The sequence below is a fragment of the Symbiopectobacterium sp. RP genome (assembly GCF_050472005.1).
GTDB lineage: Bacteria > Pseudomonadota > Gammaproteobacteria > Enterobacterales > Enterobacteriaceae > Symbiopectobacterium.
On record NZ_JBGOGS010000001.1, the window covers coordinates 2369082 to 2386186 of the forward strand.

Here is a 17105-nt window from a genome sequence, read left to right on the forward strand (position 1 = left end):
GGTACGAGAAGAATCTCGACAGGTTAGCCCAGTTTGACTGCCAGCTCCGGCTTATCTGCGGATAGCGGTGATCCCATGTCCCACCGAACGTCTCCAGCGCCTGAAGCGCGGCCTCTTCGGTTGGAGCCTGATACACTGCTTTGAGGTCGCGTATTACCGCCTTATAGTCCTTCCAGGCAACGAAGCGCAGACTGTTGCGCACCATGTGCACGATGCACAACTGGATGCGGGCTTCCGGGTAGACCGTGTTGATGGCATCCGGGAACCCTTTCAGGCCGTCCACACAGGCAATGAGGATGTCGGTCAGGCCACGGTTTTTCAGTTCTGTCAGCACGTTCAGCCAGAACTTTGCGCCTTCATTTTCGGCCAGCCACATCCCCAGTAGCTCTTTCTGGCCTTCGATATTGATACCCAGCGTCAGGAACACAGACTTATTGATATAGTTCAACATCTTTTATCAACTCGGATTTATCGCTCTTTCGCTGACGCGTGGTCGATGCTTTTGACTCTATTTGATTAATCGAACGCAATATAGCTAAACGACATTATTTTGATAACAATTAGCTGTATTTTTTGGCTTTGTTGAATAAACATATTTTATGCTGCACCCCCGGTGAAACGACAGATCCTCGCAACGAAAAATCATGCAGTTAGGCCTCATAAGAAAACTGTAAACCTGAGGTGACAAGCATTTTCTACCAAAACTGGCTGGCAAAACAGCATGACTCACTATTATTCAACAAAGCCGTATTTTTTGCCACATATCAGGGCATTGGCTGTAATCATTTTTAAGTCGGTTGGCTATAATCCAGATGCTTACCAAAAAGAACGTGCAGAGCGTTTTGGCGTTTGTCAGAAGGCCATTTGGCAAGCTCTTAAAAAGCTGGGATTGACCTATAAAAAAACGCTACGTCATCCGAAAGCCGACGAAAGCGCCCGGCAAGCATTTCAACAAAAAATACAACAGTATGAAAAAGAAGGTAAACCTATTGTTTTTATTGATGAAAGTGGTTTTCCACACGATACCCCACGGACTCACGGCTATTCCCCAAAAGGTCAACGGTGTTTTGGCCTGAAGAACGGGGGAGCCAAGGGAAGAACAAATGTTATCGGCGCGTTATTAGGCACAACGCTGTTTGCTATCGGATTATTTGATATCAATATTAACAGTGATGTTTTCTATTCTTGGGTCACACAAGTCCTTATCCCAGTACTCCCTAAAAACAGGGTAATCGTGATGGACAATGCAACTTTTCACAAAAAACATAATATTCAACAAGTCATCATCGATGCAGGGTATATGGTGGAGTATTTGCCTACATATTCGCCAGATCTTAACCCCATTGAGCATAAATGGGCACAAGCAAAAAGCAAAAAAAGAGAGAGTGGTTGCGATACAGAGATTTTGTTCTTAGTCCATATGGTGTAATCAAAATTAAGTCGCTTGGCTATAGTTCCAGATTTGGAGTGGTGCTTCTCATGCCCGAGGTGATGGGTCATTTCAGCATTAAGGGCAGCTTCAACGCTGATCTTTTTCAGCAGGCGATCAAACTGCTTGAGAGCGTCAGGGGTTTTGAGATTTTTGGCCAGCTCGTTAGCCAGATCCTGTATAGCCAACCGACTTAAAAATGATTACAGCCAATGCCCTGATATGTGGCAAAAAAATACAGCTAATTGTTATCAAAATAATGTCGCTTGGCTATAACTGTTTTTCGTCCATAAAGTGAGTTATGCTCATTTCTGGTGTACGGGGTTTCGGGGAGGGGGGAGTATCCTGCTGATTGATTTCGTGGATGATTTCAACAACAGAGAGATGATACCCCATGAAAAAGTTTACCCTACAGGTCTCCGCAGAACCAGATATTGCCGGTGATCCCTTGCATGAACTCATTCGTAATGGTACCAGGCAACTGATAGCTGCCGCCGTTGAGGTTGAGCTCGAAGCCATGCTGCAACAATATGCTGAACGCCGCCTTGACGACGGGCGTCATGCTGTCGTTCGTAACGGCTATTTGCCACAGCGAACCATACAGACGGGTATTGGGGATGTTGAAATTAAAGTGCCCAAGGTCAGGGATCGCAGCGGCAACGGAATATGCTTCAACAGCGCGTTGTTGCCGCCTTATCTGAAACCTGCAAAAAGCGTCGAAGAGTTGCTACCATGGCTGTACCTGCGAGGCATATCCACCGGTGATTTTCACGAAGCCCTGAGGGCGCTGCTCGGTGAAAAAGCTAATGCCCTCTCTGCCAGTACCATCAGCAGACTGAAACAGCAATGGCTTGAAGAGCACAGGCAATGCTGGCTGCGTGATTTAAGCGATACGCGCTACGTTTATTTCTGGGCCGATGGCATATACAGCCATGTCAGGCAAGATGATCGCCTTTGCCTGCTGGTCATTATCGGCGTCACTGAGCATGGACGTAAGGAGCTGGTTGCGGTCGAAGATGGTTATCGAGAGTCAGAAGCAAACTGGGCCGAACTTCTTAATGGCCTGCGAGCACGTGGCCTAACCGTATCTCCCAAGCTGGCTACGGGAGACGGTGCCCTTGGTTTTTGGAATGCAATGGCAAAGATATTCCCGGACACGCAGCACCAACGCTGTTGGGTGCACAAAACCGCTAATGTGTTGGCTTCACACCCCAAAGCCATGCAACCGAAAGTTAAGGCTGAGCTGCGGGAGGTTTGGCTAGCAGAGAGCCGCGATGCCGCTAATGAAGCCTTTGATGTTTTGTTGGCAAGGTTTTCAGCGAAGTATCCTGCAGCGATGAAGAAGCTGGAGAAAGCTCGAGAAGAACTGCTGGCATTCTACGACTTCCCGTCAGAGCACTGGGCGTCAATAAGAACGACAAATCCGATTGAATCGGCTTTTGCGACTGTGAGGCTACGAAGCAGAGGCGCGAAGAACGGTGGTTCGAGAGAAACAACCCTGTCAATGGTATTTAAGCTGCTCCAGTCAGCTCAGAAAAGCTGGAACCGACTAAGAGGATTTGACCTGCTGACCCTGGTTGTAAGCAACGTCCAATTTAAGGATGGAGAACAGATTCACGAAGCATCAGAGCGGAACGTAGCCTGATCGCCATACACCAGATTTGCTAATAACTCCATAAAGTAACCTGCTTTTGATGTTGGATTGAACATATCAAAATCAGGCAATTACACAAATTTATGTACAAGCTCGTACAGGCTCGATTTCGTTAACGAAATAGGCGTTATACTTATCATGCTACGTTATGATGCGGCGTTATAAAAAGCGCCGATGCGCCAACTACTTATGAGATCTTTTATGAAGACTGTCTCTCCCGCTCTTTTGGTTAAAGCCACACTGTGTCTATGCTTTTCCAGCATGGCATTAGCCGCCCCAAATGTAACACAAACAGTTAATGAAGCTATTGAGCCTTTACTCAAAGAACAGGATATTCCTGGTATGGCTGTGGCTGTGGCTGTGTTGGTGCATGGCAAACCTTACTTCTTTAATTATGGTTTGGCAGATCTTAAGACCGCCCGACCGATCACAAAAAACACGCTATTTGAGCTAGAGTCAGTGAGTAAAACCTTTAATGGTGTGCTTGGCGGTGTGGCGGTGTGGCGGTAGAGAAGGGGGAGATCTCGCTAAACGACCCCGCCCCTAAATACCATAGGTATCTACACATCTTTTGCAATATCTGCTATTACGTTGCTGCATGATCTCAACTTATCCATCGGCGGGATTGATGCCCGCCTTAACCGGCGTTATCAGCATCTGGTTAAGCAACACATGACTCCCCCAGTACCATTGGCGTCAGCCGTTAAAGACCTTGCCTGCGCGCAGAAAACAACATTCGCCACTACTCAGGCCGTTTGGCGTTTTTTTAATAATGAACGTATTAGCTTCAGTCAACTCAATGAACCGATTATTTCGCTGGCTCTCCGGCAGGTTGCACTTAGCCCGCATCCATACGCTCCCGTCGTTCACGACTGGTCTCATTTACAGTTTCGTACCCACAATGGGAAAGAAGAACGTTTGAAAATGACCCATGGTGGCGACGTCGGTTATGAACTACAAACCAGCCTACTGGTTGATGCTGCAAATGGTTTACCAATAGCGCCCCTGTCTCAGACTCTAACCGATAGGGCGGGTTGTTGTTCAACGTTAACCGAGGGCTTGTCTGAGAGTCTGACTCATATGGATGCTTTGACGGCTGATATCGCCCGCGTTGAGTCTCTTGATAGCGGGAAGAAGTTAGTTCATCTCATTGACCGTGAAGGTGACTCTATCGGGCATATGCGCACATTAAGCTTCCAGGGAATATGTTGGCTTATCCGGGGAAAGGAAGGGCATCGGGCCGAGTGGGGTGGTGACACCCGTAAAATTGGTGAAATTGCAGACGATCTGCCATTTATCGCAAACGGACAGGTTGGCTGGAAAGGGAAAAAAGCCAATATGGAGATCGGGGAAACATCCGTGATCATATAGACAAGCGACATTATTTTGATAACAATTAGCTGTATTTTTTTACCGCATATCAGGGTATCTGTTGTAATCATTTTTAAGTCGGTTTGCTATAACGCGAACAGCAAAACCGAAGCGGAAAGATATAGCAAACTGATTAATACAACGCGATACAGAGGCAGGGCCAATCCGAAATTGCTTCGCTGTTTCTCGGATACTCAACCCTTCTTCTTTCCGTGTAGATATCACTTTACGTCTAAAATCAATTGAATAGCTCATTTAAATAATGTAATCAAAATCAAGTCGTTTAGCTATATGAATCCTGAGTGGGTCACCGATCGGGTACTGCAAAAAGGTATTCATATCGCACAGACACGCTATTAGCGCACTGATGCACTTTATCAAGGACTGGGCTGGGAAATGCTTGATTGGCCAGGGCAGGCGGATAAGATAATCTCCGGCAGCGATAACGCTGTAGCGTTGAGTCCGCAAAAAGTGATTGAATAATCAGCCTCATCCACCTTTGGCTGCCTCTTGGGTTCATAAAACCGGTGCTACTGGCGGTTTCGGTGCTTATGTTGCATTCATTCCTGAAAAGCAGGTTGGGATCGTGATGTTGGCTAACAAAAATTATTCCAACACGATGCGAGTCAAAGCGGCGATGCAAATTCTCACTGCATTGCAATAGATAACCATTATCCACTTATGTGTATTAGTCGCGACTAGATCTGACACTGGACCTTGAAAGGTTGAGAATTACCGGTTTTGATATGGGTGTCTAATCCTTAAACAAAACGCGAGGTAACTCTCATGCTTCATACTAACAATCCCATTATCAAACACAAAGCCGGCCTGCTCAATCTCGCCGAAGAACTCGGTAACGTATCAAAAGCCTGCAAGAGCATGGGCGTGTCACGCGATACATTTTACCGTTATCAGGAACTGGCTGCTGAAGGCGCCATTGATGCGCTGGTTAACCAGAACCGCCGGGTTCCGAACCTGAAGAACCGCGCCGACGAAGCCACTGAACGCGCGGTTGTTGATTATGCTATTGAGTTCCCGCCCCATGGGCAGCACCGGACCAGTAATGAGCTGCGTAAAAAAGGCGTATTTATCTCCGGCAGCGGCGTGCGCTCCATCTGGCAACGACACGACCTGGAGAACTTCCGTAAACGCCTGAAGGCGCTTGAGGAAAAGGTCGCCAGAGAAGGCATTGTCCTTACCGACGCTCAAATCGCAGCCTTGGAGAAGAAGGCGCACGATTATGAGGCCTGCGGTGAAATCGAGACGGCACTCTTAATATATAATTTAACATAATATACATTGTGCGCACCTGTGCGCCAGTAAGCCAGAAAACCGCCTGTCATCGTCGCACGGTTATTAAACGGCCATCGCTGGGACGTTCTTTTGTCTTAGACCGTCAGGCGCTGATAACGCTGCTCAGGCCGCTAAAAGCCAAACCCGCCTGGCAGGACGTTGACGCAGGTTCATTGTTTCTCTGTTATAGACAACCGACTTAAAAATGATTACAGTCAATGCCCTGATATGTGGCAAAAAAATACAGCTAATTGTTATCAAAATGATCTCGCTTGGCTATATTGACGCCAGTGTCAGTTTTCACAAAATCAGATAGCTGCTGGTCAATGGTCAACTCCACCACCTCCGCCAGAATCTGCGGCGTCACCTGTAAAATCACCCCGCTGGAGCGGTACTCCACCGACTGCACCGGACGGTTATTGCCCAGTACCGGCACATCAGCACCGACCGAAAAGGCCGCCTGTGCGCCATTTTTCACCAGCAAGCGCGGTGAACTGACCACATGAAAACGACTGTCGGTACGAAACAGTTCATACAGCGCATCGAGTGAGCCGGTATTGATACGAATGAAATTATCAATGAAATTATCAAAGCCGCCCGACTGCCTGACCTGAAGATTGAGCTTGCCGGACAACAGCTTGGCAGCCAACGCCAGCCCGGAGCCGTTACGCTCACGGGTCTGTACCTCAAACACATAGGCCGCGACCGTCACCTCCTCCGGCGCGGTATCGGTCAGCGGCAACAGGGTTTTCAGGCGGGCAATGTCTGATGCCGTGCCGTAATAAACCAACACATCGTCGCTACGATTGACAAAATCCGACGCACTACCCGCTTTGGCTTCGGTCGCGGTGATCCCCCCGACGGCACACCGCTTTTGGCATTGAATCGCCCGGAAAACTGCCTGGATAACATTTCTGTCAGATAGCCCACCGGACGATAACTGGGACGGTATAGCTAAACGACTTAATTTTGATTACATTATTTAAATGAGCTATTCAATTGATTTTAGACGTAAAGTGATATCTACACGGGAAGAAGAAGGGTTGAGTATCCGAGAAACAGCGAAGCAATTTCGGATTGGCCCTGCCTCTGTATCGCGTTGGATTAATCAAATAGCGTCAAAAGCATCGACCACGCGTCAGCGAAAGAGCGATAAATCCGAGTTGATAAAAGATGTTGAACCATATCCAGATGCTTACCAAAAAGAACGTGCAGAGCGTTTTGGCGTTTGTCAGAAGGCCATTTGGCAAGCTCTTAAAAAGCTGGGATTGACCTATAAAAAAACTCTACGTCATCCGAAAGCCGACGAAAGCGCCCGGCAAGCATTCCAACAAAAAATACAACAGTATGAAAAAGAAGGTAAACCTATTGTTTTTATTGATGAAAGTGGTTTTCCACACGATACCCCACGGACTCACAGCTATTCCCCAAAAGGTCAACGGTGTTTTGGCCTGAAGAACGGGGGAGCCAAGGGAAGAACAAATGTTATCGGCGCGTTATTAGGCACAACGCTGTTTGCTATCGGATTATTTGATATCAATATTAACAGCGATGTTTTCTATTCCTAGGTCACACAAGTCCTTATCCCAGTACTCCCTAAAAACAGGGTAATCGTGATGGACAATGCGACTTTTCACAAAAAACATAATATTCAACAAGTCATCATCGATGCAGGGTATATGGTGGAGTATTTGCCTACATATTGGCCAGATCTTAACCCCATTGAACATAAATGGGCACAAGCAAAAAAAAGAGAGAGTGGTTGCGATACAGAGATTTTGTTCTCAGTCCATATGGTGTAATCAAAATTAAGTCGCTTGGCTATAAATAAAAAACGTCTGGGACACAGTGGGAACGGACGGCGTCACGCTGCTGAGATAATCAATCCCCTGACGGCTCGATACCGCAATATTCATGTTCCTGAGATAACGCAATACAAAAGCCCGTTCATCATTATCTGGCATCAGATGAAAGGTCAGCAGACGCTTGTCCTGCGCCAGTTCCGGGTCAAGCATAAACGGGCGTTCAAACACCTGCCCATATATCATCTGCAACGCCTGTGGCAGCGGTACGGCATTGAGGGAAAAATCCACGCCTTTCGCTTGCACCGCAATACCGACCAGCCATAACAACGCCCCTACCATGCTATGCTTCATCCCTTAACGCCTCCTGACCAGACCGTCACCCTTTCCCCGTCGATGACCCCAGTCATCATCACCCCCTCAAAGGTAAACAGGGAAACTTGCTCTACCCGCAATCGCCCATTGTTATCAGCCAGCAACACCCAAACCTGTCCGGCTTTGGCCAACCTGCCCGCGACCCGCCACGATGAGGACATCACCGGTTTGGGCGGCGCAGCAACCGCAACAGAAGGTGACATTGTCACGGCGGCATTGGACGGCGCAGGCGATGTCACCTGAGGATCTGGGCCTTGCACATGGGTAAAAAACCGCACCAGAAAGTTCACCGACAGAGTAGGCAGTAACAACAGCCCCGCCACCGTCCACCAAAGACGCGACGATGCGAGCACGTTCTGGCGCTTATCAATGGTCAGCTCCTTGCCGTTACCCGCTTCATACGAGCGGTAAAGCGGAAAAATTGCCTTGTCGTAACCGCACTGATAGGACGAAGCACGATTCGACTTAAACAACTTAATACCGGTAAAGACATCGACCCGGTAACGGCTTTTCAGCCCTAGGGCTTTGTTGAATAAACATATTTTATGCTGCACCCCCGGTGAAACGACAGATCCTCGCAACGCAAAATCATGCAGTTAGGCCTCATAAGAAAACTGTAAACCTGAGTTGACAAACATTTTCTACCAAAACAGGCTGGAAAAACAGCATGACTCACTATTATTCAACAAAGCCTAGCCCCAGCGCCAATAATTTCTGCATGCGGTAAGTAGTTTCGATGCGGTCCTTGATAAAGCGCGGCAGATTGGTCACAGACTGGTTAATCACCACCAAATCGCCAACAGACGCCGCTTGCCGCATCGGTAAAGTGACGATGCTCTGCCATGAAAGAACGATGATTGACCGGTATCGCTCTGTCGCTCTCCCAGATACGCCACGCTTCATCAATACAGATTAAATTCCCCGGACGGCAGCGCGTGGTGTCAGCGATACCTGCATCAGTCTTGTAAGGAAAGAAATTCGCATCCTGCACGTCGTCGTTCTCAACGAAAATAATGTCGCCCAGCGCCTCCCTGTTCGCTTTTTTCACTTCAACGCAGTAGTCATAAATCCGTTCAACGGATAACCCGTAAATATTACTGACAATGCGACTCTCCGAGATACAGGCCGGAATAATGACACTCGCCACCACTTCATAGGATTTACCGCTGCCCGGCAAGCCGACATACGCTGAAATCGCCATACGTCACCCTATCACCGGAATACGACGAATAATAAAGCGCGTCAGCAGGGCGGATAACACCATCCCTACTCCCTGTGGCAGCAAAAACAGATTAAGGAAATACCATACGCTGTCAGGTAAAGTGGTAAACAACGTCATCAAATCGGTGGATTGAGGCAACCACTGTGCCATTTCCTTAACCAGCTCCTGCACCACAAAATAGAGAGCAAAAAAACGGCTTTTTTGAATAATAGTGAGTCATGCTGTTTTTCCAGCCAGTTTTGGTAGAAAATGTTTGTCAACTCAGGTTTACAGTTTTCTTATGAGGCCTAACTGCATGATTTTGCGTTGCGAGGATCTGTCGTTTCACCGGGGGTGCAGCATAAAATATGTTTATTTGTACTAGCTCAGACCTGATCTGACAGTTACCGATTATTTATACAGGTGTCTGTCAGATTACATCTGGTTCAGATTCTTTTCTGCCCAGATCCGTTTTCCATCGAGTAAAGTGGCCATCGGCGTACGCCCGCAGCACATTTTTCCCTGATGAGTTCGCTCATTATTGTAATGCCACAACCAGTTGTCCAGATCTACCTGCAGGCTTTCCAAGTCTCCATATAACTTCTTGCGGAACATAACCTGATAAAAATCCTGCAAAATGGTTTTATGGAAGCGCTCGCAGATGCCGTTCGTCTGCGGAGACATCGCCTTCGTTTTCGTATGCTCGATATCGTTGATAGCCAGATAAATCTGATAATCATGCTGCTCCACTTTACCACAGTACTCCGTACCCCTGTCGGTCAGTATTCTCAGCACCGGCAGTCCCTGAGCCTCGTAGAACGGGAGTACGCGATCATTGAGCAGGTCGGCGGCGGTGAGCGGTGTTTTATTCGTATACAGCTTGCAGTGCGCCACTTTCGAGTACGTATCCACGAACGTCTGCTGGTAGATACGGCCCACCCCCTTCAGATTGCCCACGTAGAAGGTGTCCTGCGAGCCCAGATACCCGGGATGTGCTGTCTCGATTTCACCGCAGGCCTCATCATCGTGCGCCTTCTTCTCCAGGGCTGCGATTTGAGCGTCAGTAAGGACAATGCCTTCTCTGGCGACCTTTTCCTCAAGCGCCTTCAGGCGTTTACGGAAGTTCTCCAGGTCGTGTCGTTGCCAGATGGAGCGCACGCCGCTGCCGGAGATAAATACACCTTTTTTACGCAGCTCATTATAGCCAAGCGACTTAATTTTGATTACACCATATGGACTGAGAACAAAATCTCTGTATCGCAACCACTCTCTCTTTTTTTTGCTTGTGCCCATTTATGCTCAATGGGGTTAAGATCTGGCGAATATGTAGGCAAATACTCCACCATGTACCCTGCATCGATGATGACTTGTTGAATATTATGTTTTTTGTGAAAAGTTGCATTGTCCATCACGATTACCCTGTTTTTAGGGAGTACTGGGATAAGGACTTGTGTGACCCAGGAATAGAAAACATCGCTGTTAATGTTGATATCAAATAATCCGATAGCAAACAGCGTTGTGCCTAATAAAGCGCCGATAACATTTGTTCTTCCCTTGGCTCCCCCGTTCTTCAGGCCAAAACACCGTTGACCTTTTGGGGAATAGCCGTGAGTCCGTGGGGTATCGTATGGAAAACCATTTTCATCAATAAAAACAATAGGTTTGCCTTCTTTTTCATACTGTTGTGTTTTTTGTTGAAATGCTTGCAGGGCGCTTTCGTCGGCTTTCGGATGACGTAGCGTTTTTTTATAGGTCAATCCCAGCTTTTTAAGAGCTTGCCAAATGGCCTTCTGACAAACGCCAAAACGCTCTGCACGTTCTTTTTGGTAAGCATCTGGATATGGTTCAACATCTTTTATCAACTCGGATTTATCGCTCTTTCGCTGACGCGTGGTCGATGCTTTTGACGCTATTTGATTAATCCAACGCGATACAGAGGCAGGGCCAATCCGAAATTGCTTCGCTGTTTCTCGGATACTCAACCCTTCTTCTTCCCGTGTAGATATCACTTTACGTCTAAAATCAATTGAATAGCTCATTTAAATAATGTAATCAAAATTAGGTCGTTTAGCTATAATCTCATGCGTCACACTGTCTACTGCAAGGTGCAGCTTACGCCATACCCTGCGTCTGTCGGCACCATGCTGCCGGACTTTCCATTCGCCTTCGCCAAAGACCTTCAGGCCGGTTCCATCAATGACCAGATGGCTTTGTTGAATAAACATATTTTATGCTGCACCCCCAGTGAAACGACAGATCTTCGCAACGAAAAATCATGCAGTTAGGCCTCATAAGAAAACTTTAAACCTGAGGTGACAAGCATTTTATACCAAAACTGGCTGGCAAAACAGCATGACTCACTATTATTCAACAAAGCCTGACCAGATGTGAGATTTCACCACGGGTTGGCGTTTTTATGCTGATGTTCACTGTCTTTGCTCGCTTGCTGAGCAGCGAATAGTCTGGGCAATGCAGCGACAATTTAATCAGTTTAAAAATCGAGTCACCAAAGCCCTGTAAAGCCCTCAATGAAAGGCCAAACACGCGTTTCATCATCAGGACTGTGGTGATGGTCATATCTGAGTAGTGGAGCGGTCGTCCACGCCGTTCAGTAGTGTTTTTTTCCGTCCATGCAGCAATGGCTGATTCATCTAGCCATACGGTTAGAGAACAGCGCTGCTTGAGGGCCTTGTTATAAGAGGGCCAGCTGGTGATTTTAAAATTTTGTTTTGCCATGGAGACCTGATTTTGAAACAACTGTGGGCTTTGTTGAATAAATAGATTTTATGCTGGCAGCCCAGCGAAACGACGGATCTTCGCAACGTAAAATCATGCAGTTAGGCCTCATGAGAAAAGTGTACACCTGAGATGACAAGCATTTTCAACCAAAACTGGCATGGAAAAACAGCATGATTACCTATTATTCAACAAAGCCCTGAAAACCTTGCCAACAAAACATCAAAGGCTTCATTAGCGGCATCGCGGCTCTCTGCTAGCCAAACCTCCCGCAGCTCAGCCTTAACTTTCGGTTGCATGGCTTTGGGGAGTGAAGCCAACACATTAGCGGTTTTGTGCACCCAACAGCGTTGGTGCTGCGTGTCCGGGAATATCTTTGCCATTGCATTCCAAAAACCAAGGGCACCGTCTCCCGTAGTCAGCTTGGGAGATACGGTTAGGACACGTGCTCGCAGGCCATTAAGAAGTTCGGCCCAGTTTGCTTCTGACTCTCGATAACCATCTTCGACCGCAACCAGCTCCTTACGTCCATGCTCAGTGACGCCGATATAGCTAAACGACTTAATTTTGATTACATTATTTAAATGAGCTATTCAATTGATTTTAGACGTAAAGTGATATAGTCAAGCGACTTAAAAATGATTACAGCCAATACCTTGATATGTGGCAAAAAAATACAGCTAATTGTTATCAAAATAATGTCGCTTGGCTATATCTACACGGGAAGAAGAAGGGTTGAGTATCCGAGAAACAGCGAAGCAATTTCGGATTGGCCCTGCCTCTGTATCGCGTTGGATTAATCAAATAGCGTCAAAAGCATCGACCACGCGTCAGCGAAAGAGCGATAAATCCGAGTTGATAAAAGATGTTGAACCATATCCAGATGCTTACCAAAAAGAACGTGCAGAGCGTTTTGGCGTTTGTCAGAAGGCCATTTGGCAAGCTCTTAAAAAGCTGGGATTGACCTATAAAAAAACGCTACGTCATCCGAAAGCCGACGAAAGCGCCCTGCAAGCATTTCAACAAAAAACACAACAGTATGAAAAAGAAGGCAAACCTATTGTTTTTATTGATGAAAATGGTTTTCCATACGATACCCCACGGACTCACGGCTATTCCCCAAAAGGTCAACGGTGTTTTGGCCTGAAGAACGGGGGAGCCAAGGGAAGAACAAATGTTATCGGCGCTTTATTAGGCACAACGCTGTTTGCTATCGGATTATTTGATATCAACATTAACAGCGATGTTTTCTATTCCTGGGTCACACAAGTCCTTATCCCAGTACTCCCTAAAAACAGGGTAATCGTGATGGACAATGCAACTTTTCACAAAAAACATAATATTCAACAAGTCATCATCGATGCAGGGTATATGGTGGAGTATTTGCCTACATATTCGCCAGATCTTAACCCCATTGAGCATAAATGGGCACAAGCAAAAAGCAAAAAAAGAGAGAGTGGTTGCGATACAGAGATTTTGTTCTCAGTCCATATGCTGTAATCAAAATGAGAACGGTGCAGTGCGCCATCATGGCGCACTGCATGCAAGCAAATGCATAAAAACAGTGCCAAGTAAAAAGCGATAAATAGTTAAATTACATAACGTTAGATAAGCGTTTCCTATCGCTGGCCACTACTCGCTGCGCTGAATCTGCGCGGCAATAGATTGCGCAACCTGCTGCCAACCTTGTGCCAGCGTTGTCACTAACGCGTCATAGCCATCCTCTTTGAGTGGCAATACCAGATTAAACGGCTGACGTAGCAGCCGATCGCCGCGCTGCAAGGTCCACTCCCCTTGCACCACCGCTTTTCCGTCGTAGCGGCCGTGGAAGGCTTTCACGGTAACAGCCAACTCCGAGGGTGCAGCCCCTAAGGGTTGCGAACTTACCGTCCAGCCCGGCAGCCCGGCATTCAGGCTACTTTGCAGCGTCTGTTGCAGCTGCTGCTCCAACGGGCTGGCCCACAGGTTATTGCTGGCAATGACATAACGCACATCATTGGTCTGGTAAACCAAGCCCGACGTACTGAGATAATCCGCCAACGCAACGTGGGAAAGCCACAGCGTGTGGGCCGCGGTGAGATCCGTTTTACCCGCAGTCGCCACAGACGGTTGCGGCAGTTGGTAATAGGTTTTTGGCGTTGTACTGCTGCATGCACTCAACAACAACGCCATTGCCAGCAGCCATCCTTTACTCATGGTTTCGCCCTCTTCGGTTGGGGATCTTCGCTCTCAGGCGCCTGGAAGATCAGTGCATTGCTTTTATCATTAAGCGTGCGCAATACCGACTGCAACTCCCTTAACACCTGATCCAGACGCTGCATGTTTGCCAGCAATCGGTTATAGGCCGGCGAGCCAGGCTGTAACCCTTGCATACTGCGGTTCAGCTCCTGTAGCGTTTGCTGCATGTCCTGCGCCAGCGATTGCATCGCCTTGCTGGAGGTTATCTGGTTTAACGAAGCGAGCGTCTTTTTCAACTCACGTAGCGTTGACTGGATCTCTGCCAGTGTTTTGGTCGCTTCGCTCACCATTGGCGTTAACGGCAGGTCGTTAACCTTATCCAACACCGCCATCAGTTTTTGCTGGATCTGCGACAAACCGCCGCTCATGGTTAGCAACACCGGATACCCATCAACCACACGCAGCGGTCCTGTACTGTTACCACGTGCTTTCGGGTAAAAATCGAGATCGATAAACAAGGCGCCAGTTAGCAGGTTGGCCGTTTTCAATGAGGCACGCAGCCCCATAGTCTGTGCGTCGGCGAGTTGTTTCTGGTAATCAAACTGCTTACCGATGATCTTTTCAAAACGTGCAGGTTCAACGCGGATCAGAACCGGAATGCGATACTCCATGTTTATATCCTGCTTGAAGTTAGTCGTCACCAACGGCGTTTTGGCGACGGTTCCCAGACGGATGCCACGGAATTCTACCGGTGCCCCTACCTGCAATCCACGGATGGATTCATTAAAGAACATCACATATTCTTTGTACTCCGTGTAGAGCGAATCCTGAATACTGCGTTCGTTATCAAACAGCTGATATTGCGCACGATCTTGCACGCGTTCACCCAGATCCCAACCGGTCGGCACGTCAAAGCTAACACCGCCGCTGAACAATGTGGTCAACGATCCCATTTCCACCCGCATCCCCTGCGCTGACATATCCAGCGTCACACCGCTGTCTTTCCAGAAACGGACATTGCTAGTCACCAGACTGTCGTAAGGTGCGGTAATAAACAGCCGATAGCGCATTTGGCGCGCCTTTGTATCGAACTCGCTGGTTTCAACCGAACCGACGCGGTAGCCGCGAAACAGCACTGGATCGCCAGCGTTCAGCTGGCCAGAACGTTCGCTGTCGAGCAAAATGCGAATCCCTTTAGCATGCGGTGGTGCCAGCGGCGGCGAATCCAGCAACGCAAATTCACTGCGTGCTTCACCGCTCATCCCCGGCTGAAGTTCAATAAATGCGCCGGACAGCAGGGTACCTAGCCCGGAAACCCCTTCTCGTCCAATTTGCGGCTTCACCACCCAGAACAAAGAATCATGGCGCAACAACTTGCCCATACCGGAATGCAAACGAGCCACAATCTCCACTTGGCGCAGGTCGTCACTCAACACCACGCTTTCCACCACGCCGACGTCCACACTCCGGCTTTTGATGGTGGTCTTACCGGCCACAATCCCTTCGGCACTCTGTGTCGTTAGCGTGATCTGTGGCCCCAGGTGACTGAAATGGTAAAATAAAATCCAAGCTCCAATCAGCACCGTCACAATGGGCACAATCCATACGGGCGACCAGCGTTTAATCGCTTCTACGTTTGCGACAGAATAATTATTTTTCGCCAATGGCTGATCCCTCTTGATCATTATCACGCTGGCGATCCCACAACAAACGGGGATCAAACGTCATGGCGGCAAACATGGTCAAAATGACCACCAGCGCGAACAACACCGCGCCGATTGCCGGGTATACACTCATTAACTGGCCGATGCGCACCATGGCAGACAGTACAGCAATGACAAATACATCGATCATCGACCAGCGACCGACAAATTCCACCATTTCATATACCACGTGCAGACGTTCATTGTCCTGACGTCCATTACCCGCCGCACTCCAACACAACCACGCCAGCGCCAGCATTTTAAGCGATGGTACCATAATACTGGCAATGAAGATCACCAGCGCCACCGGATAAGACCCCATCCCCCACAGCAGAATCACCCCAGACATAATGGTGGAGGTTTCACTACTCCCCAACGCTTCGGTGATCATAATCGGCAGCAGGTTCGAGGGAACATAAAGCAGCACGGAGGTTAACAGCAGCGCCAGCGTCCATTGCAGGCTATTTTTACGTCGCGCATGGCCGTGGCGATGACAACGCGGACATTCCCACCGATCGGCAGGCAATATCGCCGTACAGCAGGTGCAGGAGCGCAGCCCTTGTGCCAAACCCGATCGTCCGGTCTTCGGTGCAAAGGGTAACGGTGGCGTAGGCGCTACGTCATTCCACACGCTGCGCCGATCCAGACTTTGATAGGCCAATAGTTGCAGCAAACAAAACAGTACATAGGGCACAAAACCAGTGCCGACGCCAATTTCACCATAAGACATCAGCTTCACAAAGCTCACCAGCACGCCAGCGAGAAAAATTTCGGCCATTCCCCAGCTTTTTAGCCAGAAGAGCCAGGTTGCCATCAGCCGTTTTATCCGTGCTGACAGGGAAGAGTGCAGCGACAACAGGATAACCATCACCATGGAAATCGCCGGGATCACTTGAACAAACAGCATAAACAGAAAGGCGACGCTGGCGTAATTATCGGACACCATCACCTGCCGGATCTCAAACAGTGAGATCTCACTGGTAATGCCCGCCACGCGCATATAAACAAAAGGAAAAGCGTTCGCCAATGACAGCATCAGCAAGGCGCTGAAGGCAAAACCAATGGAGCGCTGGCGTGCCTGACTCTGGTGGTTGGCAAAGGTTGATTTACAGCGCGGACACACCGCCTTTTGCCCATGCATCAGGGAGGGTAATTCCACCAGCATGTCGCACTGGGGGCACAACATGTAGTCGTCATGCCTTGCATTATGATTGCACACGCTCCGCCTCCTTTATCTTTCGCCGCGCGGCACCCCGGTCAGGCGCGCCGCCGCCGTTACCTGTAGAAGGTTCGTGTTCCCACGGCACGATATATCGTACGCGTGGTTACCGTCAGAAGGCATCTACCTGTTGGTAGTATACGC

The 17105-nt window shown here is 48.4% G+C and carries 15 protein-coding genes and 11 pseudogenes; 10 read left to right on the top strand and 16 right to left on the bottom strand.

Annotation, left to right across the window (positions count from 1 at the left end):
* Position 1 precedes the first annotated feature (1 nt).
* Positions 2-439 (bottom strand): annotated as a pseudogene (locus tag ACD630_RS15655) (IS256 family transposase); the annotation flags it as partial.
* Between the two features lie 333 nt (positions 440-772).
* Here ACD630_RS15655 and ACD630_RS15660 point away from each other — a divergent pair.
* A complete protein-coding gene (locus ACD630_RS15660) occupies positions 773-1429 on the top strand; it encodes an IS630 family transposase (protein ID WP_430359601.1) in 657 nt (218 codons plus the stop codon).
* Between the two features lie 26 nt (positions 1430-1455).
* On the opposite strand, the pseudogene ACD630_RS15665 reads toward ACD630_RS15660, so the two are convergent.
* Positions 1456-1617 (bottom strand): annotated as a pseudogene (locus tag ACD630_RS15665) (IS256 family transposase); the annotation flags it as partial.
* Positions 1618-1823: 206 nt separating this feature from the next.
* Between ACD630_RS15665 and ACD630_RS15670 the strand changes: the two are divergent.
* From ACD630_RS15670 to ACD630_RS15680, 3 genes and pseudogenes are all read left to right on the top strand, one after another.
* A complete protein-coding gene (locus ACD630_RS15670) occupies positions 1824-3074 on the top strand; it encodes an IS256 family transposase (protein WP_430359602.1) in 1251 nt (416 codons plus the stop codon).
* 270 nt (positions 3075-3344) lie between these two features.
* Positions 3345-3590: pseudogene (locus tag ACD630_RS15675) on the top strand (serine hydrolase); the annotation flags it as partial.
* A gap of 84 nt (positions 3591-3674) precedes the next feature.
* The gene (locus ACD630_RS15680) at positions 3675-4454 is read left to right on the top strand and encodes a hypothetical protein (RefSeq protein WP_430359603.1); all 780 of its coding nucleotides are present in this window, start codon (positions 3675-3677) and stop codon (positions 4452-4454) included.
* Between the two features lie 39 nt (positions 4455-4493).
* Here the strand turns inward: ACD630_RS15680 and ACD630_RS15685 are convergent, their stop codons facing one another.
* Positions 4494-4709, bottom strand: a complete 216-nt coding sequence (locus ACD630_RS15685; protein WP_430359604.1) for an IS630 transposase-related protein — start codon at positions 4707-4709, stop codon at positions 4494-4496.
* Positions 4710-4745: 36 nt separating this feature from the next.
* Here ACD630_RS15685 and ACD630_RS15690 point away from each other — a divergent pair.
* Both ACD630_RS15690 and ACD630_RS15695 read left to right on the top strand, forming a co-directional pair.
* Positions 4746-5118, top strand: a pseudogene (locus tag ACD630_RS15690) (serine hydrolase); the annotation flags it as partial.
* A gap of 122 nt (positions 5119-5240) precedes the next feature.
* Positions 5241-5723: pseudogene (locus tag ACD630_RS15695) on the top strand (helix-turn-helix domain-containing protein); the annotation flags it as partial.
* Positions 5724-5994: 271 nt separating this feature from the next.
* On the opposite strand, the gene ACD630_RS15700 reads toward ACD630_RS15695, so the two are convergent.
* A complete protein-coding gene (locus ACD630_RS15700) occupies positions 5995-6537 on the bottom strand; it encodes a hypothetical protein (RefSeq protein WP_430359605.1) in 543 nt (180 codons plus the stop codon).
* 196 nt (positions 6538-6733) lie between these two features.
* On the opposite strand from ACD630_RS15700, the pseudogene ACD630_RS15705 reads away from it, so the two are divergent.
* Positions 6734-7441: pseudogene (locus ACD630_RS15705) on the top strand (IS630 family transposase); the annotation flags it as partial.
* Positions 7442-7555: 114 nt separating this feature from the next.
* On the opposite strand, the gene ACD630_RS15710 reads toward ACD630_RS15705, so the two are convergent.
* From ACD630_RS15710 to ACD630_RS15750, 9 genes and pseudogenes are all read right to left on the bottom strand, one after another.
* Positions 7556-7903: a hypothetical protein gene (locus ACD630_RS15710; RefSeq protein ID WP_430359606.1), complete on the bottom strand. Its 348-nt coding sequence runs from the start codon at positions 7901-7903 to the stop codon at positions 7556-7558.
* Positions 7900-8478, bottom strand: coding sequence for a hypothetical protein (locus ACD630_RS15715; RefSeq protein WP_430359607.1), 579 nt, complete (start codon positions 8476-8478; stop codon positions 7900-7902). The genes ACD630_RS15710 and ACD630_RS15715 overlap by 4 nt, the downstream gene beginning before the upstream one ends.
* A gap of 224 nt (positions 8479-8702) precedes the next feature.
* Complete coding sequence (locus tag ACD630_RS15720; protein WP_430359609.1) at positions 8703-9125, bottom strand: zonular occludens toxin domain-containing protein; 423 nt, start codon at positions 9123-9125, stop codon at positions 8703-8705.
* 3 nt (positions 9126-9128) lie between these two features.
* Positions 9129-9356 carry a DUF2523 family protein gene (locus ACD630_RS15725; RefSeq protein ID WP_430360084.1) on the bottom strand — a complete coding sequence of 76 codons (228 nt, stop codon included), beginning with the start codon at positions 9354-9356 and terminating at the stop codon, positions 9129-9131.
* 204 nt (positions 9357-9560) lie between these two features.
* Positions 9561-10325 (bottom strand): annotated as a pseudogene (locus ACD630_RS15730) (integrase core domain-containing protein); the annotation flags it as partial.
* A gap of 23 nt (positions 10326-10348) precedes the next feature.
* The gene (locus tag ACD630_RS15735; protein ID WP_430359610.1) at positions 10349-11164 is read right to left on the bottom strand and encodes an IS630 family transposase; all 816 of its coding nucleotides are present in this window, start codon (positions 11162-11164) and stop codon (positions 10349-10351) included.
* A 33-nt stretch (positions 11165-11197) separates the two neighbouring features.
* Positions 11198-11329: pseudogene (locus ACD630_RS15740) on the bottom strand (transposase); the annotation flags it as partial.
* Between the two features lie 175 nt (positions 11330-11504).
* Positions 11505-11861: pseudogene (locus tag ACD630_RS15745) on the bottom strand (transposase); the annotation flags it as partial.
* A 203-nt stretch (positions 11862-12064) separates the two neighbouring features.
* Positions 12065-12454: pseudogene (locus ACD630_RS15750) on the bottom strand (transposase); the annotation flags it as partial.
* 45 nt (positions 12455-12499) lie between these two features.
* Here ACD630_RS15750 and ACD630_RS15755 point away from each other — a divergent pair.
* The 3 genes and pseudogenes from ACD630_RS15755 (at position 12500) to ACD630_RS15765 (ending at position 13420) form a co-directional block, all read left to right on the top strand.
* Positions 12500-12661: a hypothetical protein gene (locus ACD630_RS15755; protein WP_430359611.1), complete on the top strand. Its 162-nt coding sequence runs from the start codon at positions 12500-12502 to the stop codon at positions 12659-12661.
* Positions 12597-13253, top strand: a pseudogene (locus ACD630_RS15760) (IS630 family transposase); the annotation flags it as partial. The gene ACD630_RS15755 and the pseudogene ACD630_RS15760, both read left to right, overlap by 65 nt.
* Before the next feature lie 32 nt (positions 13254-13285).
* On the top strand, positions 13286-13420 hold the full coding sequence (locus tag ACD630_RS15765; RefSeq protein WP_430359612.1) for a hypothetical protein: 135 nt from the start codon (positions 13286-13288) through the stop codon (positions 13418-13420).
* A 73-nt stretch (positions 13421-13493) separates the two neighbouring features.
* Here ACD630_RS15765 and pqiC read toward each other — a convergent pair whose 3' ends face one another.
* From pqiC to pqiA, 3 genes are read right to left on the bottom strand one after another with little or no spacing between them, the layout of a single operon-like run.
* Positions 13494-14057, bottom strand: coding sequence for a membrane integrity-associated transporter subunit PqiC (pqiC, locus tag ACD630_RS15770; RefSeq protein ID WP_430359613.1), 564 nt, complete (start codon positions 14055-14057; stop codon positions 13494-13496).
* Positions 14054-15703, bottom strand: coding sequence for an intermembrane transport protein PqiB (gene pqiB / locus ACD630_RS15775; RefSeq protein WP_430360085.1), 1650 nt, complete (start codon positions 15701-15703; stop codon positions 14054-14056). The genes pqiC and pqiB overlap by 4 nt, the downstream gene beginning before the upstream one ends.
* Complete coding sequence (gene pqiA / locus ACD630_RS15780) at positions 15690-16928, bottom strand: membrane integrity-associated transporter subunit PqiA (RefSeq protein ID WP_430360086.1); 1239 nt, start codon at positions 16926-16928, stop codon at positions 15690-15692. The genes pqiB and pqiA overlap by 14 nt, the downstream gene beginning before the upstream one ends.
* Between the last annotated feature and the right edge of the window lie 177 nt (positions 16929-17105).